Annotated in this window: 26 protein-coding genes and 1 pseudogene; 12 read left to right on the forward strand and 15 right to left on the reverse strand. The window is 66.2% G+C overall.

The window, feature by feature from the left end:
- Window positions 1-18: 18 nt before the first annotated feature.
- The 3 genes from ASE48_RS04950 to ASE48_RS04960 form a co-directional block, all read right to left on the reverse strand.
- Window positions 19-984, reverse strand: coding sequence for a TauD/TfdA dioxygenase family protein (locus ASE48_RS04950; protein WP_057165901.1), 966 nt, complete (start codon window positions 982-984; stop codon window positions 19-21).
- Window positions 985-1,074: 90 nt separating this feature from the next.
- Window positions 1,075-1,788: an IclR family transcriptional regulator gene (locus ASE48_RS04955; RefSeq protein WP_057165902.1), complete on the reverse strand. Its 714-nt coding sequence runs from the start codon at window positions 1,786-1,788 to the stop codon at window positions 1,075-1,077.
- A complete protein-coding gene (locus ASE48_RS04960; RefSeq protein WP_057165903.1) occupies window positions 1,766-2,824 on the reverse strand; it encodes an ABC transporter substrate-binding protein in 1,059 nt (352 codons plus the stop codon). The genes ASE48_RS04955 and ASE48_RS04960 overlap by 23 nt, the downstream gene beginning before the upstream one ends.
- Window positions 2,825-2,977: 153 nt before the next feature.
- Here ASE48_RS04960 and ASE48_RS04965 point away from each other — a divergent pair, with 153 nt between their 5' ends.
- From ASE48_RS04965 to ASE48_RS04990, 6 genes are all read left to right on the forward strand, one after another.
- Window positions 2,978-4,576, forward strand: a complete 1,599-nt coding sequence (locus ASE48_RS04965; RefSeq protein WP_057165904.1) for an FAD-dependent oxidoreductase — start codon at window positions 2,978-2,980, stop codon at window positions 4,574-4,576.
- Window positions 4,573-4,914, forward strand: a complete 342-nt coding sequence (locus tag ASE48_RS04970) for a 4Fe-4S dicluster domain-containing protein (protein WP_057166008.1) — start codon at window positions 4,573-4,575, stop codon at window positions 4,912-4,914. The genes ASE48_RS04965 and ASE48_RS04970 overlap by 4 nt, the downstream gene beginning before the upstream one ends.
- Before the next feature lie 113 nt (window positions 4,915-5,027).
- On the forward strand, window positions 5,028-6,356 hold the full coding sequence (locus ASE48_RS04975; RefSeq protein ID WP_057165905.1) for an MFS transporter: 1,329 nt from the start codon (window positions 5,028-5,030) through the stop codon (window positions 6,354-6,356).
- A 90-nt stretch (window positions 6,357-6,446) separates the two neighbouring features.
- Window positions 6,447-7,376 (forward strand): sulfate adenylyltransferase subunit CysD, encoded by a 930-nt coding sequence (cysD, locus tag ASE48_RS04980; RefSeq protein ID WP_057165906.1) that lies wholly within the window; start codon window positions 6,447-6,449, stop codon window positions 7,374-7,376.
- A gap of 33 nt (window positions 7,377-7,409) precedes the next feature.
- Window positions 7,410-9,260 (forward strand): sulfate adenylyltransferase subunit CysN, encoded by a 1,851-nt coding sequence (gene cysN, locus ASE48_RS04985; RefSeq protein WP_057165907.1) that lies wholly within the window; start codon window positions 7,410-7,412, stop codon window positions 9,258-9,260.
- A 31-nt stretch (window positions 9,261-9,291) separates the two neighbouring features.
- Complete coding sequence (locus ASE48_RS04990; protein ID WP_057165908.1) at window positions 9,292-10,029, forward strand: 3'(2'),5'-bisphosphate nucleotidase CysQ; 738 nt, start codon at window positions 9,292-9,294, stop codon at window positions 10,027-10,029.
- A 150-nt stretch (window positions 10,030-10,179) separates the two neighbouring features.
- Here the strand turns inward: ASE48_RS04990 and ASE48_RS04995 are convergent, their stop codons facing one another.
- Window positions 10,180-10,653 carry a DinB family protein gene (locus ASE48_RS04995; RefSeq protein WP_057166009.1) on the reverse strand — a complete coding sequence of 158 codons (474 nt, stop codon included), beginning with the start codon at window positions 10,651-10,653 and terminating at the stop codon, window positions 10,180-10,182.
- 75 nt (window positions 10,654-10,728) lie between these two features.
- Between ASE48_RS04995 and ASE48_RS05000 the strand changes: the two genes are divergently transcribed.
- Window positions 10,729-11,325, forward strand: coding sequence for a cysteine hydrolase family protein (locus ASE48_RS05000; RefSeq protein ID WP_057165909.1), 597 nt, complete (start codon window positions 10,729-10,731; stop codon window positions 11,323-11,325).
- A gap of 117 nt (window positions 11,326-11,442) precedes the next feature.
- Complete coding sequence (locus tag ASE48_RS32070) at window positions 11,443-12,216, forward strand: hypothetical protein (RefSeq protein ID WP_082614011.1); 774 nt, start codon at window positions 11,443-11,445, stop codon at window positions 12,214-12,216.
- On the opposite strand, the gene ASE48_RS05005 is transcribed toward ASE48_RS32070, so the two are convergent.
- The 8 genes from ASE48_RS05005 to ASE48_RS05040 all read right to left on the reverse strand — a co-directional run bounded on the left by ASE48_RS05005 (window position 12,155) and on the right by ASE48_RS05040 (window position 19,388).
- Window positions 12,155-13,489, reverse strand: coding sequence for a tyrosine-type recombinase/integrase (locus ASE48_RS05005; RefSeq protein WP_057165910.1), 1,335 nt, complete (start codon window positions 13,487-13,489; stop codon window positions 12,155-12,157). The genes ASE48_RS32070 and ASE48_RS05005 overlap by 62 nt on opposite strands.
- Window positions 13,489-14,157, reverse strand: a complete 669-nt coding sequence (locus ASE48_RS05010; RefSeq protein WP_057165911.1) for a recombinase family protein — start codon at window positions 14,155-14,157, stop codon at window positions 13,489-13,491. Before ASE48_RS05010 ends, ASE48_RS05005 begins: the two co-directional genes overlap by 1 nt.
- 158 nt (window positions 14,158-14,315) lie before the next feature.
- Window positions 14,316-14,534 carry a hypothetical protein gene (locus ASE48_RS05015; RefSeq protein ID WP_057165912.1) on the reverse strand — a complete coding sequence of 73 codons (219 nt, stop codon included), beginning with the start codon at window positions 14,532-14,534 and terminating at the stop codon, window positions 14,316-14,318.
- A gap of 73 nt (window positions 14,535-14,607) precedes the next feature.
- Window positions 14,608-15,261 (reverse strand): hypothetical protein, encoded by a 654-nt coding sequence (locus tag ASE48_RS05020; RefSeq protein ID WP_156409048.1) that lies wholly within the window; start codon window positions 15,259-15,261, stop codon window positions 14,608-14,610.
- 189 nt (window positions 15,262-15,450) lie between these two features.
- On the reverse strand, window positions 15,451-16,662 hold the full coding sequence (locus ASE48_RS05025; protein ID WP_057165914.1) for an AAA family ATPase: 1,212 nt from the start codon (window positions 16,660-16,662) through the stop codon (window positions 15,451-15,453).
- On the reverse strand, window positions 16,659-17,891 hold the full coding sequence (locus ASE48_RS05030) for a bifunctional DNA primase/polymerase (RefSeq protein ID WP_057165915.1): 1,233 nt from the start codon (window positions 17,889-17,891) through the stop codon (window positions 16,659-16,661). The genes ASE48_RS05025 and ASE48_RS05030 overlap by 4 nt, the downstream gene beginning before the upstream one ends.
- A 76-nt stretch (window positions 17,892-17,967) precedes the next feature.
- On the reverse strand, window positions 17,968-18,198 hold the full coding sequence (locus tag ASE48_RS05035; RefSeq protein WP_057165916.1) for a hypothetical protein: 231 nt from the start codon (window positions 18,196-18,198) through the stop codon (window positions 17,968-17,970).
- A 443-nt stretch (window positions 18,199-18,641) separates the two neighbouring features.
- Entirely contained in the window at window positions 18,642-19,388 is a 747-nt protein-coding gene (locus ASE48_RS05040) for a hypothetical protein (protein ID WP_057165917.1), read from the reverse strand.
- Between the two features lie 297 nt (window positions 19,389-19,685).
- On the opposite strand from ASE48_RS05040, the gene ASE48_RS05045 reads away from it, so the two are divergent.
- Entirely contained in the window at window positions 19,686-20,807 is a 1,122-nt protein-coding gene (locus ASE48_RS05045; protein WP_057165918.1) for a hypothetical protein, read from the forward strand.
- 316 nt (window positions 20,808-21,123) lie between these two features.
- Here the strand turns inward: ASE48_RS05045 and ASE48_RS05050 are convergent, their stop codons facing one another.
- From ASE48_RS05050 to ASE48_RS05060, 3 genes are read right to left on the reverse strand one after another with little or no spacing between them, the layout of a single operon-like run.
- Window positions 21,124-22,017 carry a hypothetical protein gene (locus ASE48_RS05050; protein ID WP_156409049.1) on the reverse strand — a complete coding sequence of 298 codons (894 nt, stop codon included), beginning with the start codon at window positions 22,015-22,017 and terminating at the stop codon, window positions 21,124-21,126.
- A gap of 9 nt (window positions 22,018-22,026) precedes the next feature.
- Complete coding sequence (locus tag ASE48_RS05055) at window positions 22,027-22,659, reverse strand: hypothetical protein (protein WP_156409050.1); 633 nt, start codon at window positions 22,657-22,659, stop codon at window positions 22,027-22,029.
- 55 nt (window positions 22,660-22,714) lie between these two features.
- On the reverse strand, window positions 22,715-22,960 hold the full coding sequence (locus ASE48_RS05060; protein WP_057165920.1) for a hypothetical protein: 246 nt from the start codon (window positions 22,958-22,960) through the stop codon (window positions 22,715-22,717).
- Between the two features lie 212 nt (window positions 22,961-23,172).
- Between ASE48_RS05060 and ASE48_RS05065 the strand changes: the two are divergent.
- From ASE48_RS05065 to ASE48_RS05075, 3 genes and pseudogenes are all read left to right on the forward strand, one after another.
- Window positions 23,173-23,382 (forward strand): annotated as a pseudogene (locus ASE48_RS05065) (isochorismatase family protein); the annotation flags it as partial.
- A gap of 90 nt (window positions 23,383-23,472) precedes the next feature.
- On the forward strand, window positions 23,473-24,351 hold the full coding sequence (locus tag ASE48_RS05070) for a TIGR03620 family F420-dependent LLM class oxidoreductase (protein ID WP_057165921.1): 879 nt from the start codon (window positions 23,473-23,475) through the stop codon (window positions 24,349-24,351).
- A gap of 48 nt (window positions 24,352-24,399) precedes the next feature.
- Window positions 24,400-25,089 carry a pyridoxamine 5'-phosphate oxidase family protein gene (locus ASE48_RS05075; RefSeq protein WP_057165922.1) on the forward strand — a complete coding sequence of 230 codons (690 nt, stop codon included), beginning with the start codon at window positions 24,400-24,402 and terminating at the stop codon, window positions 25,087-25,089.
- Window positions 25,090-25,096: the final 7 nt, after the last annotated feature.

Consider the following 25,096-nt stretch of genomic DNA (forward strand, 5'->3'; position numbering starts at 1 on the left):
GGAATGCAAAGGGCGGAGCTAGTTCCCGTCGCCCACCGCGCCGCGGAACTCTGCTCCTGCGATGGACAGGGACGCCAACCCGTCCGGGCCGACCGGGATGTCGCCCTCCAGCGTGGTGCGGTACAGCACCCGGGTGGTCTGCACGTCGTCGAGATCGGTGGGGGCCAGGTGCGCGGTGGCGCGGTTGTCCCAGAACGCGACGGTGCCCGCGCGCCAGCGCAGCCGCACCGTGTACGCCGGGTTGGTGACCTCGTCGAAGAACAGATCGAGCAGCCGGTCGCTCTGTGCAGGCGACAGGCCGACCAGGCGGGCGGTGAAACCCGGTGTGACGAACAGCGAACGCTCGCCGGTGACCGGATGCACGCGCACCACCGGGTGTTCGGTGACGATCGGATTGGACCGGGTCTTCTCGGCATAGCTGCTGTCATAGGACCATTGCGGATGACGTCCGCCGAAGCGATGCTCGGCGCGCAACCCGTCGGCCAGCAGTTTCAGCGGCTGCGGGAGTCCGTTGTAGGCCGCGGCCAGGTTGGTCCACTGGGTGTCCCCGCCCTGCTCGGGCACGATGTCGGCGCGCAGCACGGTGGCCGCCGGAGGATTGACCAGTGCGGTGACGTCGGTGTGCCACTTGTTGTCGTAGCTGTACTTGACCTTGCCGAATCGCTTCGCGTACTTGCGGCTGTCGACGGCGAGAATCTCCGGAAAGCCCTCCGGTGCCTCATCGTCATAGGGGTGCGACGGGGTCACCGTGCCGAACCGGGCCGAGAACGCGATCTGATCGGCGTGTTCGATCTGCTGGCCGTGAAAGAACAACACCTTGTACCGGTGCAGCGCGGCCCGGATGGCGTCGACCTGAGCGTCGGTCAGGGTGTGGCGCAGATCGACCCCCGTGACCTCGGCGCCGATATGGCCAGCCACCGCAGCGAAGTGCGGTGGCGCGGCGGAATCTGCTGATGTGCTGTCTTTTTCGATCGTGACGCTCATGATGATCCCCCTGGTTGGCTGTTGGCTGTGTCTTCATGATCGGCAACGCCGGTGCCACCGGGAATGCGGCTTTCACGATGTGAGAGAGGATCAGCGTGAGCTTATGTCCCGCCGTGCTCCGATGCGCCTGGCGTGCTGCTGAATCACCGGCAGGATGTCGCGGATCAGCTCGTCGGTGAGCCGGCTGCGCAATGCCTGGACCCCGACCGAACCCCACACCAATCCGTCCGCACCGAAAACCGGTACCGCGATCGCGCGGACGTGCTCACCCTGGGTGCCGACGGTATCGGCGTAACCCCGGCGGCGCACCCGTTCCAGCGTCGCCACCGCGGGCCTGCGGTGGAACGCGAGCATCGCCATCCCCATCGCGCTGTCGGTGAGTGCCTGCCGTGACCCGGGAAGCTGGTTGCCGCAGAATTTCTGCACCGGGCGGCCCGAGCAGACGGTGACGACCTCGTTGTCCTCGGGCATGCCGAGGCTGGCGGTGATCCCGATATCACCGGCCAGTGAATACAGGTGCGGGGCAACCGTTTGCACGTTGAGTCGGTGCAGGGCCGGTGCCGCCAGCGCGACCATCCCGGCGCCCACCCGGTAGTACTCGCCGTCTGCGGAACGCTCCAGCAGCCCGCCGTGCAGCAGCGCCTGGCTCAACCGGTAGGCGGTGCTCAACGGCAGCCCGGTGCGGGCCGCGATGGACGTCAGCGTCAGTTGGTCCTCGGACTCCCCGACGGCGGTGAGGATGGCGATGGCCCGGTGCAGGACCTGCGGCCCGGGCGGGGCCTCACCGGCCGAGTGCCTGGCCATCGGGGCCCGCGTCCTTGGGGTAGGTGCCGTTGGCGTAGGGATTGAACTCGTTGGTGTAGAAGTCTTCGGGTTTCAGTGTGCCCTCCTCGAGTTCGCCGTTGCGGACCAGCCAGTCGATCCACAGCTGCAGCGATTTCGGGTCGATAACACCCCCCGGTTCGGCGACTCCGGTGCTCTTCCAGTACTCGGTCTTCTCCACGTTCTCGTTGCGCCCGCGGGCGTTGATGATCTCCTTGAACTTGGCGATCACCTGCTCACGGGGGGTGACCTGGGCCCACCGGACCGCCCTGGCGGTGCCCTGGGTGAGGTCGGCCACCGCATCCCTGTTGGCGTCCAGGAAGTCATTTCGCACGATGTAGGTGCCATAGGTGAAGTCGCCGAACAATGACCCGTCGGTGAAGAGCGGCCGAACCCCGCCACGCGCCACGGCCTCGTCACGCCAGATGTCGAACAAGGCGATCGCGTCGATGTTGCCCTGCCGAAGGGTCTGCTCGGCATTGACCGGCGGCACCACCGTGAGCTCCACCTGCTTGATCTCCTCGGGGGACAAGCCTTCGCGGGCAAGCCATTCGCGCATCACGAACTCCTGATGGGCGCCCAGGGTGTTCATCCCGAACTTTTTGCCGATCAGATCGCGGGCGGAGCGGATCGGGCTGTCCTCGAGCACGTAGTACCCGGTGAAATTCTCCTTGTCCGACCCGTAGTAGCCGATGATCGAGGTGATCGGCGCACCGGCGGAGACGAGCTTGACCACGGCACCGTTGAACGCCCCGCCCACATCGATATCGCCGGTGGCGGTGGCTTGGATGTTCTGCGGACCACTGGTCGTGTTGCCGATCCAGTTGAGCTTGATCTTCTCGAAATAGCCGAGGTTCTCCGCGAGTTCGGGGAAGGTGACCTGGCTGGCCCAGCCCTGGTAGCGGATGATGGTCTTGCCGTCTTCGGTGCTGGCGGTGTCCGAGGACGATCCGCACGCGGAGACCAGCCCCGCGATCATCAACGTCGAAACCGCCAGGGCGAGTGCACGCAACTTCATTCCAGTGATCCTGTGAGCAGCGATACCCACTGACAACCGTTCGGCGTCCGGCGATTTTAATCGGGGCGATTGCAGCCGTGGTGGTCCGGCGGTGCCTCACCTACGGTGAGACGATCCCGCACTCGAACATGTTCGTTATCAGGGGGTTTCGCTGTGCCTGAAGCCAGCACACATATCGAAGAATTGACCGCGGATGTTTTCGTCGCCGGTGGGGGACCGGCGGCGTCATGGTCGGCGCTGCGGGCGGCCCGCGACGGTGCAGAGGTGGTGCTCGCCGACAAGGGGTACTGCGGTACCAGCGGCGCGACCGCATCGGCGGGCACCGGAGTCTGGTACGTCCCGCCGGATCCGCAGTTGCGTGCCGAGGCCATCGCCAGCCGCGACGGTCTGGGTGGCCACCTGGCCGATCATCGCTGGGCGAACCGGGTGCTCGACGAAACCTACAACCGGATCAACGAATTCGCCGATGACGCGAGGTTCCCGTTCCCGGTGGGACCCGATGGCAGGCAACTGCGTAACGGGCTGCAAGGCCCGGAATACATGCGCCGGATGCGTATTCTGTTGCGTCGGGCCGGTGTTCGGATCCTCGACCACAGCCCGGTCACCGAACTGCTGGTCGACGCCGACGGAGCGGCGGCCGGGGTGGCCGGTTATCGGCGGCACGAGAAGCAGGACTACCGGGTGCGCGCCGGTGCCGTGGTGCTGGCCACCGGCGGATGTGCCTTCCAGTCCAAGGCGCTCGGGTGCGATGTGAACACCGGCGACGGAACGTTGTTCGCCGTGGAGGCCGGCGCCGAACTGTCCGGGATGGAGTTCTCGAACGCCTACGGCATCGCCCCCGAGGGCACCTCGGTCACCAAGACGGCGTTCTACCACTTCGCCACCTTCTACCGGGAAGACGGCACCGTGCTGGAGGGGGCGAGCGGACAGAACCGGTCACCGATCGCCACAGAACTTCTGCAGGGCAGAGTGTTCTGCCAACTGGACCGTGCCGATCCGGACAATCGTGCCGCGATGCGGCTGGCGCAGCCGAACTTCTTCCTGACCTTCGACCGGATGGGTGTCGACCCGTTCACCCAGCGTTTCGCGGTCACGCTGCTGGCCGAGGGCACGGTGCGCGGCACCGGCGGCATCCGCATCGTCGACGACGAGTGCGCGACAACAGTGCCCGGATTGTTCGCGGCCGGTGACGCCGCGACCCGTGAACTGATCTGCGGTGGGTTCACCGGCGGTGGCAGCCACAACGCCGCCTGGGCGATCTCGTCGGGCAACTGGGCCGGCCGCGGTGCGGCGAGGTATGCCCGCGCGCTCGGTCCGGCCTCGGCTGCGCGCCGGGTCTTCGGCGTGGGGACCGCGGGGATCCGTCCGCAGTCCGGCGCGCGGGCTGCGGATCACCGCGAGGTGGTGACGGCGTTGCAGCGCGAGGTGCTGCCGTACGACAAGAACTATCTGCGCCGGGGGCCGGTGCTGACCGACGCGCTCGGTGTCATCGATGGGATCTGGGGCGATGTGCGCGGCTCCCTGGCTGGTGACGGTGAGCAACTGGTGCGCAACAGGCAGGCCGCGGCCATGGTCGCGCATGCCCGTTGGATGTACCGGACTGCGCTGACGCGGACCGAGACGCGGGGGATGGCCAAGCGGCTCGACCACCCCGAGCAGGATCCGGCCCAACATCACCGGCTCATCACCGGTGGGCTCGATGACATCTGGGTGCGGTCCGACAGCGCGGCGAGATGGCGGGTGGCTTCATGATCGAACTGGTCTCGACCGAACGCTGCATCTCGTGCGACAAATGCGTCGCGGTCTGCCCGACGAACGTGTTCGATCGTGATGCGGCGGGAGTTCCGGTGATCAGCAGGCAGGACGACTGCCAGACCTGCTTTCAGTGCGAGGCCAACTGCCCCGTCGACGCGCTGTTCGTGTCCCCGTTCGTCACCCCGCAAGCAGGAATCGAGGAACCCGACCTGGTGCGCCGCGGCCTACTGGGCAGCTATCGGGAGCGCATCGGCTGGGGCCGGGGCCGGGTGTCCGGCGCCAGTACCGCGGTCGGTCCGGCCCTCAAACCGGGCACCCTGCCGCTGATCTCCTAGCGACGTGCCCACCTCCGGTAACGCCCACCGTTGCTGAATGTGCGTACGGCGCAGGGTCGACTAGATTTCCTGCAGTGTCAGAGCCCCAGAGCCCGCCGCCGTTCCCCCGCGGGATGGCCCTGTTGGTGGCCGGCGCGTTCTTCATGGAGATCCTGGACGCCACGATCATCACGCCCGCCATCCCGCTGATCGCCTCGTCGTTGGGCGTCGAGGCCGTGGATGTGAACGTGGCGATCTCGGCGTACCTCGTCACCGTGGCGGTGCTCATTCCGGCCACCGGATGGATGGCCGACAGGTTCGGCATTCGGCGGGTCTTCCTGGCCGCGATCGTGGTGTTCACCCTTGCCTCGGTGGGCTGCGCGCTGAGCACCTCGCTGCCGATGCTGGTCGGGATGCGGGTCTTGCAGGGTGTCGGCGGCGCCATGATGGTGCCGGTCGGACGGCTCGCGGTGCTGCGCTACAGCGCCAAATCCGATCTGGTGCGGGCCATCGCCCTGCTCACCTGGCCGGCGCTGGCGGCGCCGGTGCTGGCTCCCGTGTTGGGCGGGGGCATCGCGACGGTCGGCAGCTGGCGGTGGATCTTCCTCGTCAACATCCCGCTCGGCATCATCGGTTTCGCCTTGGCGCTCAAGCTGGTTCGCGGCGGCCCCGCCGAATCGGTGCGCAAGCTGGACTGGCCCGGCATGCTGTTGCTCGGCGGTGGCATCGCTGCGGCGCTGATCGCGCTGGAGAGCATCCGCATCGCCGGGACGGACTGGCTGTTGGTGGGTGCCTGCGGCGCGGGCGCGCTGGTGCTGCTCGGGCTGGCGCTGTGGCATCTGCTGCGGTCGGCCTCTCCGTTGATCAAATTGCCGGTACTGCGGGTGCGGACGCTGCGCATCACGGTGACCGCGGGGTCGCTGTACCGGATGGTGATCACCGCGGTGCCCTTCCTGCTCCCGCTGAAGTTCGTGCTGGAGTTCGGGTGGACGCCCTTCCAGGCGGGATTGATGGTGGCTGTGCTGTTCGCGGGCAACCTGACCATCAAGCCGGCCACCACCCCGCTGATGCGCCGATTCGGGATTCGCACCGTGCTGGTGGTCAATGGCATCGCCTCGGTGCTGTGGTTCGGGCTGCTCGCCCTCATTCAGCCCGGCATGCCGGTGGTGCTCATCGTGATCGTGCTCTACGTCAGCGGCGCGCTGCGCTCCATCGGATTCACCGCCTACAACAGTTTGGCGTTCTCCGATGTCGACGGTGATGACCTGACCCACGCCAACACGCTGAACGCCTCGGTGCAGGAACTTGCTGCCGGGCTGGGTATCGCGGTGGCGGCGCTGCTGGTGAGCCAGCTGGCGTCGTACTCGGTGACGTTCCTGGTGCTCGGCGCGGTGCTGGCGGTGACGCTGGTGGAATCCGTCCGGTTGCCTCGCGCGGCCGGTGCGCATGTGACCGGCCGCTGAGCCGAATCGTTGACATCGCCGCGGGTCGGCGGTTAAATACCCAACCATGATTGCAATTCTGGTCATATCTACCAACTTTATGGAGATGCGATGACCGCGCCCGCCGATCTCGACCCGGCCGCCGCCCGCTACGAGCTCAGCCACCTGCGCGCGCTGGAGGCCGAGGCGATCCACATCATCCGCGAGGTCGCCGCGGAGTTCGAGAAGCCGGTGCTGCTGTTCTCCGGCGGCAAGGACTCCATCGTCATGCTGCACCTGGCCGTCAAGGCGTTCGCGCCCGGTCGGCTGCCGTTCCCGGTGATGCACGTCGACACCGGCCACAACTTCGACGAGGTGCTCCAGGTCCGCGACGACCTCGTCGCCGAGACCGGTGTGCGGCTGGTGGTCGCCAAGGTGCAGGACGATATCGACGCCGGCCGGGTCGTCGAGACGATCCCGTCGCGCAACCCCATGCAGACCTTCACGCTGCTGCGTGCGATCCGTGAGAACAAGTTCGACGCCGCGTTCGGCGGAGCGCGGCGCGACGAGGAGAAGGCCCGCGCCAAGGAGCGGGTGTTCAGCTTCCGCGACGAGTTCGGGCAGTGGGATCCCAAGGCGCAGCGCCCCGAACTGTGGAACCTGTACAACGGTCGCCACCACAAGGGCGAGCACATCCGTGCCTTCCCCATCTCGAACTGGACCGAGTTCGACATCTGGTCCTATATCGGGGCCGAGAAGATCAAGCTGCCGTCCATCTACTACGCGCACCAGCGCCAGGTGTTCGAACGCGACGGCATGCTGCTGGCGGTGCACAAGTTCCTGCAGCCGCGCAAGGACGAGCCGGTCATCGAGAAGACCGTGCGGTTCCGCACCGTCGGCGACGTCACCTGCACCGGATGCGTGGAGTCGTTGGCAGGCAGTGTTTCCGAGGTGATCGCCGAAACCGCGGTGTCCCGCCTCACCGAGCGCGGCGCGACGCGCGCCGACGACCGGATCTCCGAAGCAGGTATGGAAGACCGCAAGCGCGAGGGGTACTTCTGATGTCCAGGGCTAGCGAAGCGACAGGAAACTAACATGGCAACACTTCTTCGCATCGCGACCGCAGGCTCCGTCGACGACGGCAAGTCGACGCTGATCGGCCGGCTGCTGTTCGACTCCAAAGCCGTCATGGAGGACCAGCTCGCCGCCGTCGAGCGCACCTCCAAGGAGCGCGGAAACGACTACACCGACCTGGCTTTGGTGACCGACGGCCTGCGCGCCGAGCGCGAGCAGGGCATCACCATCGATGTCGCCTACCGTTACTTCGCCACCGCCAAGCGCAAATTCATCATCGCCGACACCCCCGGGCACGTGCAGTACACCCGCAACATGGTGACCGGTGCCTCCACGGCGCAGCTGGTGATCGTGCTGGTCGACGCCCGGCACGGCCTGCTGGAGCAGTCGCGCCGGCACGCCTTCCTGGCCTCGCTGCTGGGCATCCAGCACATCGTGCTGGCCGTCAACAAGATGGACCTCGTCGGCTGGGATGAGGAGCGGTTCAACAAGATCCGCGATGACTTCCACGAGTTCGCGGCGCGCCTGGACATCCACGACGTGACCACGATCCCGCTGTCGGCGCTCAACGGCGACAACGTCGTCACCAAATCCGATGTGGCGCCCTGGTACGAGGGTCCGGCACTGCTCAACCACCTCGAAGAGGTGTACGTCGCCGGTGACCGCAACCTGGTCGACGTCCGTTTCCCGGTGCAGTACGTCATCCGCCCGCAGACCCACGAGCATGCGGATCACCGCAGCTATGCGGGCACCGTGGCCGGCGGCGTCATGCGCACCGGTGATGACGTCGTCGTGCTGCCGGCGGGAAAGACCACCCGCATCACCGCCATTGCCGGCCCGTCCGGTCCGGTGGACGAGGCGTTCGCCTCGATGGCGGTGTCGATCAGCCTCGCCGACGATATCGACATCTCGCGGGGCGACATGATCGCCAGGCCCAACAACCAGCCCGATGTCACGAAGGAATTCGACGCCACCGTGTGCTGGATGGCTGATGGTGCAGCCCTCGAACCGGGGCGCGACTACATCATCAAGCACACCACCCGCACCACCAGGGCGCGGGTGACGGCGCTGGACTACCGCCTCGATGTCAACACCCTGCATCGCGACAAGAGCGCAACGGCGTTGAAGCTCAACGAACTCGGCCGCGTCACCCTGCGCACCCAGGTGCCGCTGCTGCTCGACGAGTACTCGCGCAACCCGGCCACCGGGTCGTTCATCCTCATCGATCCCGACAACAACGGCACCGTCGCCGCCGGCATGGTGCGCGACACCGAACCGGCGGCCAACCGCGCCGCCAGCCCCAACGCGGTGCGCCACCAGAATCTGGTGACCGCCAACGACCGGCTGTCCAAGGGCTCGACGGTGTGGTTCACCGGGTTGTCCGGATCCGGAAAGTCCTCGGTGGCAATGCTCGTCGAGCAGAAGCTGCTGGCCGCCGGTCGGCCGGCCTACGTGCTCGACGGGGACAACCTGCGGCACGGACTTAACGCCGACCTGGGCTTCTCCATGGATGACCGTGCCGAGAACCTGCGCCGGCTAGCGCATATTGCGACGCTGCTCGCCGACTCCGGACAGATCGTGCTCGTCCCGGCGATCAGCCCGCTGGAGGCACACCGCGAGCTGGCCCGCACGGTGCACACCGAGCAGGGATTCGACTTCTACGAGGTGTTCTGCGACACCCCGCTGGAGGACTGCGAACGCCGCGATCCCAAGGGTCTCTACGCTAAAGCTCGCCGTGGTGAAATCACCCACTTCACTGGTATCGACAGCCCCTACCAGCGGCCCAAGAACCCCGATCTGCGGTTGACGCCGGAGCAGTCCGCCGACGAACTGGCGCAGCAGGTCATCGACCTGTTAGGTAGTCGGGAATGAGCGCCAGCGAGGAGCCGAAGGTGGATCGCGCATGAGCAGTGATCACGAACTCGCCGGCAGGCTGGCCACCGAAGCCGGCGAACTCCTGCTGGGAGTGCGCACCGAGTTCGCCGACGCCGAGTCCGCCGACCGGAAGGCTGCGGGGGACAAGCGGTCCCACGATTTCCTCATGGCCGCGCTGGCCGAGCACCGGCCGGGTGACGCGGTCCTCTCCGAGGAGGGCGCCGACGACAAGGTCCGGCTGAACTCCGAGCGGGTGTGGATTGTCGACCCGCTCGACGGCACCCGCGAGTTCTCCGAACTCGGCCGCGAGGACTGGGCGGTGCATGTGGCCCTGTGGGAGCGTGGCGAACTGGTCGCCGGTGCGGTCGCAATGCCCGCGCAGGGCGTCACGCTGGCCACCCCGACGGTCGCCGCACCTCCGGCCGCCCCCGGCGCCCCGCGCGTCGTGGTGTCGCGTACCCGGCCGCCCGCGGTCGCGCTCGCGGTACGGGACGCGCTCGGTGGCACCCTGGTCGAAATGGGCTCTGCGGGAGCAAAAGTCGCCTCCGTGGTGCAGGGCATCTCCGATGTCTACGTGCACGCCGGCGGTCAGTACGAATGGGATTCGGCGGCCCCGGTGGCGGTGGCCCGGGCGGCCGGGCTGTTCACCTCGCGCATCGACGGTTCGCGGCTGGTCTACAACCAGTCCAACGTGTCACTGCCCGACCTCATCGTGTGCCGGCCGGAACTGGCGGACGCGGTGCTGGCGGTCACCAAGGCGCACTGACGCGTACGCCACACCGGACTCCGTCAGCCGGGCAACAACACCTTCTCAAATGCAGTACTACCGGCGGTACCAGATCGCGGTGGTACTGCCGGTAGTACTGCATTTCGCACCGCCCTGCGCCCTCCAGCGCCGATACTCGGCGTCGCGGTGCTACCGCCCCGTCGCACCGTCGATCAGCTCGCGCAGGATGTCGGCGTGACCGGCGTGGCGGCCGGTCTCCTCGATCATGTGGGTGAGCGCCCAGCGGACGCTGGGTGAGTCCCTGCCCGGCACCGGGTCGGACAGGTCGGTGCACCGGTCGAGGGCATCGTTGGCTTGGCGCACTGTCGCCCGATAGCGGTTCACGACGTCGGCCACGGTGTCGCCGGGGTCGGCGTGGAACGTCGCCGGCCAGTCGGTGACGTTGTCCCCGAGGAAAATCCAGCGTTCGACACAGGTGACGTGCCTGAGCAGACCGAGCAGATTGGTGCCGGACGGCACGAGCGCGGTCCGCACCTGGGGTTCGGGGGCACCGTCGACCTTCGCCGCCATCGAGGTGCGCAGGTAGTCGAGAAAGCCGCGCAGCGTCTCGACCTCGGTGCCGCCGGTTCGCGGCGGCGGGGTATCGCGTCGCCGGGTCGGCACCACACCAGTGTGGCGCAGGTGAGTGGCGAGGTGCGGGACCCTTGCCGTTCCGGCAAGGACAACTAGGCTGACCACATGAGTCGCCCCACCCTGCGCAACCTGGTCGATCTGCCCGCTACCCCGCCCGCGCTTCGGGATTCGGCGCTGGTGCTGGTGGACTGCCAGAACACCTACACCTACGGGGTGATGGAACTCGACGGCGTGCAGGCGGCCCTGGAGGAGACCGCCACACTGCTGGACCGGGCCCGCACCGCGGGCATCCCGGTCATCCACATCCAGCACAACGGTGGGCCGGGCTCGCCCTACGACATCACCGCCGAAGTCGGCGCCATCGTCGATTCGGTGGCCCCGCGCGACGGCGAGCCGGTGGTGGTCAAGCAGTTCCCCAACTCGTTCGTGCAGACCGATCTCGATGAACGCCTCAAGGCCGTCGGCGCCACCAACCTGGTGCTGGCCGGGTTCATGACGCACATGTGCATCAACTCCACTGCGCGTGGCGGGTTCAGCCTCGGTTACGCGCCGACGGTCGTCGCCAGTGCCACCGCGACCCGGCCGCTGCCCGGTATCAGTGGCGAGGTCGTACCTGCGGCAACACTGCAAGCAGCCAGCCTCGCGGCGTTGTCAGATCTGTTTGCTGTCGTCGTCCCGGATGCTGCCGCGATACCGGACTGACGGCACAGAACCCGGCAAAAACCCGGCGGGCCGGTGACGGCCTGACCGGCGAGCAAACACCAGAACCGGCGGTGTGTCGGCCGCGCACAGTGTGTGTTCACTGAGACGATGGTGTAAGTGGACTGCTGGGACTTGAACTACTGCGCCTACCCGTGGCCGGTTGAACTAGACGTGAGCGTTGACGGCGCGAACTGGGTGCCGTTCCTTGGTTCGCTACTGCTCTTCCTGGCCTCTCTCGCTGCGTCAGGCGTCGCGTGGTACGGCATCCGCAAGAGCAACGAGACGAACCGCGAAAGCAATAGAACTAACCGGCTTGCGATCGCTGCTGCTGATGACCGAGAAATTGAGAAGTGGCGTAGGGACCGGCTGCTCACGTTGTGCTCTGACGCCGTCGCAGCGGCGACAGAGTTCCGCATGGTCATGAGGAGTGCTAGGGACAGGGAGTCTGGCGCAATGGTCCCGGAAGGCCAGCTGGAGAAGTTCAGTGATGCTGTCCGCCTGCTGGCGGACAGCAGAGACCATCTGCTGCTCGTTGCTGCGTCTCGGCTAAGCGAGCTGAGTCAAGAGATGCTCGATGCCGCAAAGCCAGTCGTCAAGAAACAAGGGGAGGTGACTGCGGCGAAGGCGCGTATGGCGAAACAACTGAAGGACGACTATTTCGATCTGGTCGAAGTCGGTGCAGATAGCCCAGAGGAACTCAAGGAGCATGAAGAGGAGGTTCATGCAGAGTTGGTGGCGGAGCCACTAGCTGCCTTTGATGCCGCACTGGACGGCTTTGAAGCCGTCCGGGAGAGGTTCGTTCTAGAGGCGCAGCGGCAATTGAACGCGCCTACCCAAACAGCTGAACAACTTTCGGCGTCGGCGCAGCCACCGGCTCGCCAAGCGGATTGACCGGGGCCTCTTCGGGCAGGAAGTCCGCGTAAACCGCGAGCGTCATGTTCTTGTTTGCGTGACCGCACCACTTCGATACCTGCACGATGTTCACCCCGGCGGTTAGCAGCATGACGGCGAAGGTGTGGCGGGTGTCGTGCAGCCTGAAGCCATTGGTAGGCGGTGCCACCGTGCCGTCCTCGTTCAGCTTGCGGGCGGTGCCGACCGGGATACCGACCGCCTCGCAGGCATCGCGCAGAGTGCGCCGCGCGAAGGTGCTCAGCTCCACCGTCTCGGACCAATCGAGCTGCGCTGCGGCATGCTCACCTTTGCGGCGTGCACCGCCCTGCAGCCGGTTCGGCCACAGCGGGGCGGCGGGGTTCGCCGGGTCGCCGTGCGTGGCGCTCAGGTAGGTGTGCATGCGTGCGGCGAGCCAGGGTGGCAGCGGCACCGTGCGCTCGTTCTCCGTCTTCGTGAGGCCGATGTCGAGCTTGCCGCCACGGCGCACGGCGGAGCGTTCCACGCGGATGCTGCCGGTCACCCCACCGTCAGCGGTGTGCGTGAGGGTCAGGTCCGCCAGGGTCAGCGCTTGCAGCTCGCCTCGGCGCAGGCCGGTATAGCACAGGAACAGCACCATGAGTTCGTATGCGGGGTGACTGATTTCCCCCACCTTCGCGGCCAGCGTGGCGACCTGCGTCGGTGTGAGCGGGTGCGGCTTGAACTTGACCCGTGACCGGCGGCCAGCGGGTGCCCGGTCCACAGCATCGGCGGGTGAGGACTGGATTGCCCTGGCGCGCATCGCATATCGCAGCACCGCTGTCAGGGGCCACCACACGTTCCGCAGGCTGCGCGGGTTGAGTCTCGCAGCCAGGTCGGCGCGGAATTCTTCGCAGTCCACGAGCGTGATTAGCCCAACCGGCATCATTCCGAAGCGGGGGAGGATGTCCACGTCGAGCAGACGGGTGTAGTTGTTCAGCGTCCCAATCTTCAGCGTGCCCTCGGCGTGGCGGCGGCGCTGCTCAGCCAGCCAGCCCGCCGCGTAGTGCGAGAACGGCATCGCTGCCGCCCGGCGCGCGTCGGAGACACCGGACGTGCCGCCGACCGTGTGGCGGGCGGCGTTCAGCTCGTCGCACAGTGTCTCGGCGTCGGCGCGGTTGCGGAACGTGGCCTGCCGTTTGTGGCGCTGCAGGTCGCCGTCTGTGTCGGGGAGGTACTCGTCCCAGTGCACCGTGAACGTGAAGACAGGCTTGCCGTTCCGGCGCTGCTTCGTCTCATTGGCATCAATGTGAGCCATCAGGCAACCGCCGTTTCGGTTGTGCGCGTGGCACTCTGGTAGATCCTGCGCACCGTGGACGGATGCCAGGTGCTGCCGCCGCGAGGTGTCGTGATGCCCTCTGCGGCGAGTGCTTTCGCGATGCGGTCGAAGCTCATGCCGCCGTCACGGTCCGCGATGATCCGGCGGACGACCGCCGTCGAGGCCTCGCGGGGTCGGCCAATGCGTTCACCTCGGGCCTTCTTCGCGGCCAGCGCGGCCGATGTGCGCTCGCTGGCAAGCTCGCGCTCGTACTGTCCGAAGTTGACAAGGTTCATCGCCACCATGCGGCCCGCCGCTGTCGTCAGGTCGACGCCGAGGTCGAGCACAACAAGAGACCACCCCTGCGCTTGTGCCGATTCGATGATGTTGGCGGCGTTTACGATTGAACGCGACATTCGGTCGAGCTTCGCAACGATCAAGCCATCAGCTTGACCAGACGCGAGCAACTCCAGCGCTTTTCGCAGCTCCGGTCCGATGCTCTTGCCGCTGACGCCTTCGTCGGCCAGGTGCTCGACGGACCATCCTCGGCGCTCGGCCTCGGCGTTGATGGCGGCGCGCTGCGCTTCGAGGCCGTTGCGACTGTCGGCCTGCTCCTGCGTGCTGACGCGGCAGAATCCGATGAAGTGCTTCTGACCTGCATTTTCCATGCTCTCGGTCCTCTCGATAGGGCGGAAACGAACAGTTCGGCTTTACGCCTCATGCCCGAAGGTACGCCCCGCAACCTGCGGCTTCAACCGATGGACTACTGAAATAAGCTGTGCTGCAACCAATCCCATTGGTAGCTCTGGGAACTGCTGGGCTGGCATCATATTCGGCGCAACTCGTCCTCCCAGTAGTCACGGCGGGTGCCGTCTGCAAACTGCACCGTGACCTCGATGTCCCCACCGCGCAGCACTGTTCGGCGCACGGTGCCGACCTGGCTGACGTGCGGGTCGTTCCACGCCAGCGGCGTGACCGCATCGCCGTACCCCAGTAGGGCCGCATCTGGTTGGGCGGGCTGCGGCTTGCCTGGCTGCGCGCTCACGGGTAGCCCCGTCCGTTCACCCGCCGACGGGCCGCTCTGGGCGCATATGGGCGCACAGGTGGCAAAGCGGCGGTCATTTGAACCGCTCGGACCGCACCCGGCGGGGCTGGCCTTGCTGCCGCCGGAGGTCAGCGGTGAACGCTGCGGCGTCTTCCATCGTCAGCAGCTCCCCGCCGGAGCTTGCGGGCGGCTGCGGCACACCGGCCCATGGTGGCGGTCGCAGCGGGCCATCGGGTTGGGCCGGCGGATTCGGGTCGGGGACCACTTCGGCGTCTACTGGTTCCGCAGGGTCGGCGGCGGTCAGCTCGCGGGGCGGTTCGATCAGGCCACGGCGGCGCTGGCTCTCGTCCAGCGGCACCCGTGCGATACCGGCCAGCATGCCCTGCCACGGCGCGGGCTCAGCGACGGACACCTCGACTGACGTCTTCTCCGTGATGCCGCCGAGCGCCAGGGCGTGTTTGATCGCGGCCAACCGAACGGCCTCGCTCTCGCCGCTGTCCGCAATTCCCAGCAATTGCTTCGCCATCCGGTCGGCGCTCTCTTCAAGTCGTTGGTGCGCGCGGCGTTTCACCTGCGGGGCGCGGCCACCGTGCGCGTCGCAGACGTTCGCGCCTCGGCGGGCTTGGCGCTTGCAGCGGTCGCCGTTCTTGCGGTGCGCGGTGCAACGGGTGGCCGCATTGCCCTTCCAGCCGTCGTCCACGGGTACATCCGTCGATAGGTCGTTCATCGGTACAGGTTCCTTCCGGTCTCGGGAAACTCTCTATGTTGTTTCCTCCCTAAAGGTCGGAAACAACACTTTCCGGGTGCGGGAAACATGCGGAAAGTGTGGAAACAAAGTGCAGCACAGTCGTTTTCAAAATCGCGCATCTCGCAACTCTGGGCGGAAACACCGGAAACAAGCACTTGAACTGCGTATTTACTGTGCATTTTGGCTCCGTTTCGGGGCTTGTTTCCGCCGGTCGGAAAGTCTGACGACATCTTCGTCGGCCTCCGGTTCGCCGTCGCCGAGCGTGTGGATCTTCGCCGAACTGATCTTCTGAATCCTGATGTAGTCGCGGTGCTGAGCCCGCGCGTACCAGCTCTGGCACCTCGCTTGACCGCGCCCGGTCATCTCCCAACCCAGCTCACCGAAAAGCTCGCCCTTGTTGGGATTCCGGCCATCGGCCTGCCAGCGTGCCACGACATCGCGGGCTCGCAATGCTTCGCGCTCGGCTTCTAGATCGGTGCGATTCGCCCGCCCGGTTGCTGACAGTGTCCGCGTGGCGACGGTGTAGCCGACCTCAAAGTCCGCAACGTCTACGTCCCGGCCGACCGCTTTGAAGTGCCTAGGGCCGCGCCGGTCTGGCTGGCCGTTGCTGTCGGTGCCGAGCCGGAAAGCGATGTTGACATCGGGGCAGTCCATCATCGCGCTCGCACCACGGGCGCGGTCACCTGCTTCTTCCGAGAACCCTGTGTGATGCGCGATGAACATGCCTCGCAACTTCGCCTCGCGCATGATCGTTTCCAACACCACCCAGAACGCGTTGTACGCAGCGTTGATGTCACCGCCACCCCATGAGCCAGGGTTGAACAGCTTCGACAGCGGATCCCATACCGCATAGGTGATCCCATGATCGACTAGCCATTTGATGATCCACTCGACGGCCTGCGGATTGCTGAGATCCATTGCGCCAAAGCCATGTTCGCGAGCGTGATAGAACCACACCCGCTTGCCTGCGTCTTCGGGCAAGTTGAGGTCTGCGCACCATTGCAGCATCTGCCGCTTCCCAAGCTCCATATTGAAGTACCCAACTTGCTCAAGGGTTCCGAAGTTGACGTCGAAGCGGCCGAGGAACGGATCGCCGGTGACGAGTGATTGCACAAGGTTGAGCGCGAGCGTTGTCTTGCCCGACTTCGCTGCAGCGTTCACCTGCACCACCCCAGACGGCGCAAGGTCTCTCACGATCCAATCGACCTCGGGAAGGTCACCGGCAAGCTCTTCGGCAAGTGACACAGAGGGCTCCGGCGGGTGCCACCTGGCCTGCGCACGCTCCTGCCGCACCATCTCGCGAGCGAGTGTTGCCATCCGTTCGCCGTTGAGGTAGTCCGCGAACTTGTCGTCGTCGGCGAAGTCGTAGAGGTCAGTCATCGGGCGGTCCGTCCATACTTGGGGCGTCTGGGTGTTCGGGGTTGGGCCGGCCGCGGGCGCAACCATCCGCCTCCTGCCGTTACGGGCATGCGGTCCTCGCCCCAGTCCTCCACGAGGTCGGCGTAAGGATCGTCATCGTTGGCATCGAGTGCCGCCGCAATCGCACCTTCGGCCATGCGGTCAAAGTCGTGTTCGTCCAGCTCGCCGCCGCGCTCTGTGTAGGCCGCGATGGCTGCGGTCCTGATTGCCTCGTAGGCCGTCGTCCACGGGTAGTAACCGCGCACGGCGTCATGCGCGGCTCGCCACAGCGCGTCAAGGCAGGCATTGCGGGTGCCGCCGGTCTTGCCGGTCGCGAGCACGGTCGCGACGACGCCGCGCAGGATATTCGGGTACTGGTCCAGCGTGTACTCATCAGCGAAGGCCGTCACGTCAGCGGAGGTCACAGCTTGCCCACGCCTGCGGGATCGCTTCGGCTTGTCATCTCGCAGCGCCGCGCACCACGCCGCTGGCAGCTCGGGCAGCTCGTCGGGGCGTGGCATCGCCTCAACGGGCAACGGTGCGCCGCCTGGGCCGTAGAGCTGATAGGTCGCGCCCGTGTGATGCACTCCGCCAGGTGCCACGGCGCAGCGGTGATGGCGTTGGATCACCTCAACGTCGCCGCCGCCGTTCAGCACACCGACCCCGACCCAATCGGCAGGCACGCGGTAGAACCGGATACCGCTGCCGGTGTCGTAGTCGCGTGCAGTCGTTCGCCAGGTTGGCGGCAGGTCGCCGTAGAGCTGTTCGTGGCTGCGCACCGTCGTCAGCCCGTGCTTCGGGCCGTACTGATCAACGTCGATCCCGGCGACACCGACCGGCATGCGGAGAGCGATGTTCAGCACGCCGCGCTCTGGCGATCCGTTGACGATGCGCCGCGCGATGCGTTCGGGATCTTCAAGCACGTCTGCGAGCGGTCGGTCCACGCCGGTCCATCCGCTGACCTTCGTGTCCCATGGCACCTTGCCGGGGCGGTCGTCTGGCTTGTGCGGGTTGATCCGCCCTACCGCGATGACACCCCAGCCGGCGCCCATGATTGCCCACGCTGCTCTGCGGTACTCGTCGGCATCCATTCCGGCGATCTCGACCAGAAGTTCGCCGTTACCAATGTCTTCCACGTACGCGCCGTAGTCGGCGAGGTCGTCGCGTAACGGCGGCTTGACCTGCTTGGTGGCGGGTGTGTCGGGTATCATCTGATCAGTTCCGTTCTGGCGATCGAGGACTAGCGATAACCCGGCTCAACGTCTCAGGTGAGCCGGGTTTCGCGGTTTATACGGCTTGTGCTTCTTGGTGTTTGGGTTCCACGCGGCAACTGTCGATGTACTCGATCAGCGCTGAGCGACTGGTGAACCTGGCTCTCCCGATCTTGACGAACGCAATGCGCTGCTGGCGGATTGCGAACCGAGCCGCGTTCTCGCTGATCGGCGTACCCAGCTCCGCCGTCGCCTCGCTGATCTCCACCTCGCGATAGGGAATGCTCCACTCGCTGACTTGATCCATCGCCCTGTCTCCTGTTCCTGTCGGTTAGGCCGCTTGCGGGCCTGCGATGAATCTACGCCCGTCGGCCGTTCCACGGCTCGCGTAAGCGGCGTTAATTGCGTTGTCGCGCTTGATAACCCGACGAAGGTTATTCGGTCAACCTGTCGTCCCAGCTCCGCGCCGTACTCGTGTTCGCCTTGTGCTGCTGACCTGAATTGTCACGCTGTCCCTCCCCGCAGCACCTTCATCGGTGTCTGCAGGTGGCTCAGTGGCGGCGTCAGGGGTCGGTGCGGCGGGCTCCTGCTCGGGTATCCGCCGTTGTCCGACGCGGGTGCGGATGTGGCCGGGCAACGCCTTGTCCGGGTCGATCATCTGCGCGGCCAACCGGGCGGCCTGCTCGGCATCCCGCCGCCGGGTTTCGCCAGGGTCCGCGAGCTGCCCGTTCGGGGCCATTCTTCTCGGGCTCATTGGTCGTCACCGGCTTGCGCTGCGCGGATTGCGCGAACGCGTACGACGAACTTCTCACCGGCCGCGTCGGCCCTGGCGCTGGCGGGTATCTCGGTGAGGATCTCACCGCCTTCGGATACCTCGCGTAGCCAGGCAAGGCAGCGACCGCAGATCTCCACAGCCACCGTGACCGGCGGGTGCGAGGACACCGTGACGTAGGCCGTCGGCCCTACCTCGTTGCGCATCGGCGGCTCATAGCCGCTCGTGTTCAGGCAGTCGGGTGCATCGCCGATGTCGCATCGGCCGGTTGTCCACCGCACGCCCCACAGCCAACGCCAGTCATCGCGGATCTCGCGGAGATCCCGCAGCACGTGCACCTTCTCCGGCTCGCCCATGAACACGAGCTGCGGCACGGCTTCACTGGCGGTGTCGTCACTGAATCGCGCCCGCCGCACAACATCGGCGATCCGCTCAAAGCCTTGAGGGTTGGTGTCCGGGTCAAACAGCCGGTTGACGTTGGCTGCGTCGAGGTAACGGTCGAATGACTCGGCCACCGCCTCCGATGCGCGGATCGCGGTGAGTGATTGGTCAACGTTGGGTACATGGTTCTTCCTCTCGGTCGGGCTCGGGCCGCGGCGCGTACTCGTGGGCCGGCTGGTGATGAAGCGGTACAGCTCGGCCGTGCTGTAGCACGCCCGCCCGCAGACGATGTGCGCCTGAAGCTGGCCGCGCCTGCGTGCGTTCGTCAGATAGGTGGCGGTCACAGTCACACCATGACCACCAAGCCAATCCACGGCGGCCTCTGTGGACAGCGTTGGTAGATGATTGATTTCGTCCGCCAAGCGCGGGGGCGCTGGCGGCGGAGGTGGCTTGCTCATTCACTGAGCGTGGCACACTGAATGCCGCGATGCCTCGCATAAGGTGCTCGCATAGTGCACGTAAGGGATTGCAAGGTAAACGCATTGGTGCCATGCGGCCCAGTTGTTAAGCGCGGCCTCGCGTAGACCGGCGTACGTTCAGATCAACAGCGGCATTGTGTCGCAGCGAGATCGGAGGACATCATGGCCGGGAAGTTTGGCGTCGCCAACAGCGCAACCGTGTTGCGGGACAGGAACGACCGCGTCCCGCTTGACCAGTTGTGGCAGGAGATTCAGGACGCCGTGGCGCTCTACTCGGCGGAAGTCGATGTGTTGACCGGGCTGCTCACCTACCGCACGACCAACGCCGCCGACGCCATGCCCCAAAGCCTCACGCCCGGTCGTCTCGAGATCGCATCAGAACATGGTGTCCCCATTGCGATTCGACCTGAGGCTCCGCATGACATTCTGGGCTACACCCTGCGTGACTACGACATCGCATCGCGGCTCACGCGCTTCTTCTGCAGGGACGCGTCGGCCTCTCAGATTCGCGCCGCTGTGACCAGGATGCTCGAGGCCGACCGTGCAACCGTGCAGGCGACCGTCCTGCAGCGGATGTTCTCACCTGCGCAGGAACGCAACGAGTTCGCGCACCAGTGCCTTGGCGCGTACGACGGCACGAGCAACAGCAAGCCGCCGGATTTCATGGGCAAGACGTTCACCAACGGTCACGCTCACCAGATTGCGACGGGTTCAACCGATTTGGACTCAGAGGATCTAGAGCTGGCAGCGAAGCACGTGACCGAGCACGGTTACGGCCTCGGCGGCGGTCGCGGCCAGCTCGTCGCGATGTTCAACCCGGAGGACGTCGAGGACTCCGCCCTGACCTCCTGGCGCGCCGGAGTCACCAACGCCAACAGCAAGAAGGCCCGGTTCGATTTCATTCCGTCCGGTTCGGCTCCCGCGTTCTTGACCGCCGAACATCGAGTTGGGGCCGCGCCCCCAGATGACATCGACGGTGTGCCGGTGCTCGGCAGTTACGGCAAGACGTTCGTCGTGTCGTCGGAGCTGATCCCGGCGGGCTACTTCGCGATTGCTTCCACGCACGGTGTGGATCACCAGGACAACGCCATCGGCTTCCGTGAGCACCCGGACGAGAGCTGGCAGGGCTTCCGCATGATCGAGGGCAACGTCGAACGCGATTACCCGATCATCGAGAGCTACGGCATGCGCTCGTTCGGTGTCGGCGTTCGGCGCCGCGGCGCGTTCGTCGTCTGCCAGCTCACCGCCGGTACCTACACCGCACCAACCGAATTCGCTCTGTAGGCCGTCGCGATGTCCTATCCGCAGAACCCGTACCTGCCGCCGCCACCTCGTGACCCCGACCGCCCTGGCGATGACGCGTCAGAGCTGGGTGTGCCGCGCGGGCATCAGGAACGGTTGGCGCGCAAGCGCATTGGCCCTGAACATGGCGGGCCGTACCGTCCGAAGGCCCCCGCGATGAACCCGGACGGCCCGCAGCATCAGAGCGGTTGTCCAGGGCGGCGGCGCGCCCCGTAGACATAGCGGCGGCGCTGGCACAGGTGGGCAACCCGCCTGAATTCTAGCGGTGTCAGTGCTGTCGCTATTACGTTGGTGCGCACTACTTTTTCTTGCGGCGGTTACTCTTCGTCGTCTTCTTCGGTTGCTGGCGCTGTCCACGGCGATCAGCCCGGTTGCCCGCGCCCGGCGACGGTGGCGGTCCGAAGAGCCTGCGGTAGCCCTCGGTGTTCATGCCCATCGCCTCCTTGTACCACTCGTAGTAATCCTCCGCAGCCGTTTGGTATTCGCTGAGCGCCTCGGCGTTGAGATCCTTGATTCTCTGCACAAACCAGTTGAAGAACTCGCTGGCGGTGTTGACGTAGCTCTCGATCACCGGCCCGAGATCGAACCGTTCGTCCTTCGCCCCCAGGTATGCCTTTGCGGGTGCTGTCCACCCGTCCCACTCCAAGAGCGCGGACCGGTCGAGTGTCAGCCGGTTAATCATCATGCTCGGTCGGTCGCGTCCGCCACTGAACGTTGTGCTGATGCCGGGCAACGGAGTTGATCGGTGCGTGCAGTAGTTGCGCAGCTCGGTCATGAACTCGGCCTCGCCGGTTTCGAACGATGCCTTACGGTGCTCCGTGTACTCCCCAAGCTCGAATTCGGACCTCTTGCCCCAACAGTGCCGTATGACAACTCGTTGCGCTTCGATCAGTGAGTACACCGATGTGAGGTAGTTGTGCAGGTAGCGCACCAACTCCTTCTCGAACTCGTCGGTGGTGTCTCTTGAGAATCCCCGGCGACCGGTCAGGAACTCGGCGGCGTGGCCCGACAGCTCCTGGGCATTCCGGTGCATCACGTGGCCCGCCCGCCCGAGGGCCTCCACGTCCAACTTCAACTGGAAACCCGGCATTTCCTCAAGCTCGGCTTTGCGCCGGTCGTTCTCGATGCTGGTCGGATTCGTCCACGTTTCCAGCACGGTGGTCTCGTCGTCGGTGGTCTGCTCGTCCGTCATCGGCGGTCCTTACCTTGTTGCCCGTGGTCGCTCGGGAGCTGGCACATAGAGCTTGTCGATGCTCTCGACGCTGTCCGGCGATTTCCCAAGCGCGACAAGGTAACTCTTCACGAAATCTACGCCGTACCCGGCGTCCATCAGGATGTCGATTGGTGGGTAATATTTCGCGGCGAAGAAGCTTTCACGCTGCCGGGCGTACCCGTTGTATCCGGCATCGTGGAGATCCTGCAGCGCCTCCGCGATGTCGTCGGGCACGCCGGGATGACGCTCGCCCGTAACAACGTCCAGCGCCTTCGTTGCCGCCGCCCACCCGGTCACGTCGCGCATGATGGGCGTCGCCACACCGAAGATTTGGCCGTGAGCCAGTTTCAGCCCAAGGCCCAGTTCCTTCAGCAGCGGATGCACCGCCACAACAGGTCCACCGCGCTCAGGTCGCTTGCCGCGCGCGGTGCCGATGTTCTTGTTGGCGCTGTAACTCTGGTGGTACGCCTCGTGCTGCACCGACATGTGCGGCAGCAGCAGCGCACGGCGCGCATAGGTGGCGGTGTCGCTGTGCTCGCAGATGTGGTTCTCCACGGCGTCGAATGCAAAGTCCAGTCCGCGCTCGCTGCCGTCAGCCCACACGTTGTCAGTTGGTGCCATGTCTGTAATTGTCCCAGCGGTCACCGACAACTTTTCGGCAGGCGCGCCGAGCGGGTCAACCGTGCAGGATGTCCGCGATCCGGCGCTCAGCGGCGGCGTGCACGGCGGCCAGGGCGGCGGGGGAGCGGTCCACGAGGGCGTATCGGTACAGCGCGGCCTCGGTGTCGGTGTCCCCGAGCCCGGAGCACAGCACAACCCCGTCGCCCGCCTCGGCCCGCGCGATGTGCCACGCCAGCACCGCGCGCAGCTCGTCCACGAGCTCATCGCGTGTGAGCTGGCGGGCCGGGGCGGTGACGGACATACAGCCGTTTATACGCTCGCCCGGCGAACCGGGTCAGCAAACACGTTCACCCCGGCGAGAACCCGGCGGGCTGCGGGAATGCCACCTGCGGGTTCTCGGGCGATGCAATGCCAGCTCATCGGGCTGGTCCGATAACCCTGATCGGGATATTCCCATGTCAGACCGGTTCTTTCAGGGTTATTCAGTGCGGTTTCGCTGCAGGTCGTGAGAGCATGACGCACATGTGCATCAACTCCACCGCGCGTGGCGGGTTCAGCCTCGGTTACGCGCCGACGGTGGTTGCCAGTGCCACCGCGACCCGGCCGCTGCCCGGCGTCGGTGGCGAAACCGTGTCCGCGGCCGCGCTACAGTCCGCCAGCCTGGCCGCGCTCAATGATCTGTTCGCCGTCGTCGTCCCCGACGCCGCCGCCGTGCCGGACTGAGGGCTTCGGCACCGCCATAATTGGACTTGCTGGTCCAAAAAAACCGGATCACCATGGAGCCGTAACGCTCATGTGATGCGGAGGTGCGCAATGGAACTCGGAACGTACGGTGTCTGGCAGCCGGGCTATGCGACGACGCCGGAGATGGCGGCGAAGATCGAGGCACTCGGATTCAGCACGCTGTGGTTGGGGGGTCCCGATCCCGCCCTCGACGGTATCGACGACCTGCTCGCCGCCACCGACAGCCTGGTCGTCGGCACCAGCATCTACAACATCTACCGGGGCGATCCAGCCACGCTGGCGGCGTCCTATCGGCGCATCGAACAGCGGTTCCCCGGTCGACTGCTGCTCGGCATCGGCGTGGGACATCCCGAGCAGACCGCGGGCTATGTCCGGCCGATGGCCGCGCTGAGCGACTTCCTCGATGCCCTCGACACCCACGGGGTGCCCGTCGAGAACAGGGCGCTCGCCGCGCTGGGCCCCAAGATGCTCGAGGTGGCGCGCGACCGCACCGGCGGGGCGGTGCCCTACCTGGTGACCCCCGAACACACCCGCCGCGCCAGGGCGGCGCTCGGGCCGGACAAGCTGCTCGCCCCCGAGCAGAAGGTGGTACTCGAACCCGAGGCCGAACGCGCGCGGGCACTGGCTCGGCCGCGGATCAAGCACCCCTACCTCGGCCTGGTCAACTATCGGAACAACCTGCGCCGGTTGGGTTTCTCCGACGCCGACCTGGCCGAGGACGGCAGTGACCGGCTGATCGACGCGCTCGCCGTGCACGGCAGGCCCGAGCAAGTGGCCGCAGGCCTGCAGGCGCATCTCGACGCCGGCGCCGACCATGTGCAGATACATCTGGTCACCGAGAACTCCGCGCCGCATCCGGCGATGCCCGAGGTGCTGCTGCAGGTGTACGACGACGCGGCCTTCCGCGCCTACACAGCACTCGCACAGGCACTGGGCATCACGCCCTGACCCGATATTCGCAGGCGAACATGCGCAACTTCGGCCAAGCTGGTCCTTGTGAACACCGAGTCCGCAGCAGGTCAACCGTCCACCCGCGTCAGCCGGCTGCGGGAGAAGCAGCGCACCGAACGCGAAGGGCTCGATGATCTGCTCGACAGCACACCGCTGGCCACCGTGGCGCTGATCCGCGACGGGCACCCGGTGGCCTTCCCGACCGGATTCGCCCGCCTCGGTGACGATCTGGTGATTCACGGTTCCACCGGCTCGCCGTGGATGCGGGCGCTCGCGACCGGCGCCCAGGCCGCGGTGTCGGTGACCGCACTGGACGGAGTCATGGTGGCGCGCAGCGGGTTCGAATCGTCCTTCCGCTACCGCAGCGCGACGTTGTTCGGCACGTTCACGGTCGTGCCCGATGCCGACAAGAACCGCTACCTGGAAGCGCTGACCGATGCCTTCATCCCCGGGCGGGTGGCCGAACTGCGGGCCAGCACCGGCCGCGAACTTGCGGCCAGCCTGGCGCTGCGACTCCCGATCGCCGCGGACAACTGGTCGCTGAAAATCAGCGCCGGCTGGCCCGAGGATCCTGAGTCCGATGTGGCCGCCGGCGCGTGGGCCGGGGTGGTGCCGCTGACCGTCGGCTACGGCACCCCGCAACGTGCACCGGACTGCGATCCGGCGACTCCGCTACCCGCATCGGTGCAGGCCATGACCGGTCCGCTGCGCAACGCCGCGCCGCCACTTCGCTGATCAGCGG

The sequence above is a fragment of the Mycobacterium sp. Root265 genome, from assembly GCF_001428895.1.
GTDB lineage: Bacteria > Actinomycetota > Actinomycetes > Mycobacteriales > Mycobacteriaceae > Mycobacterium.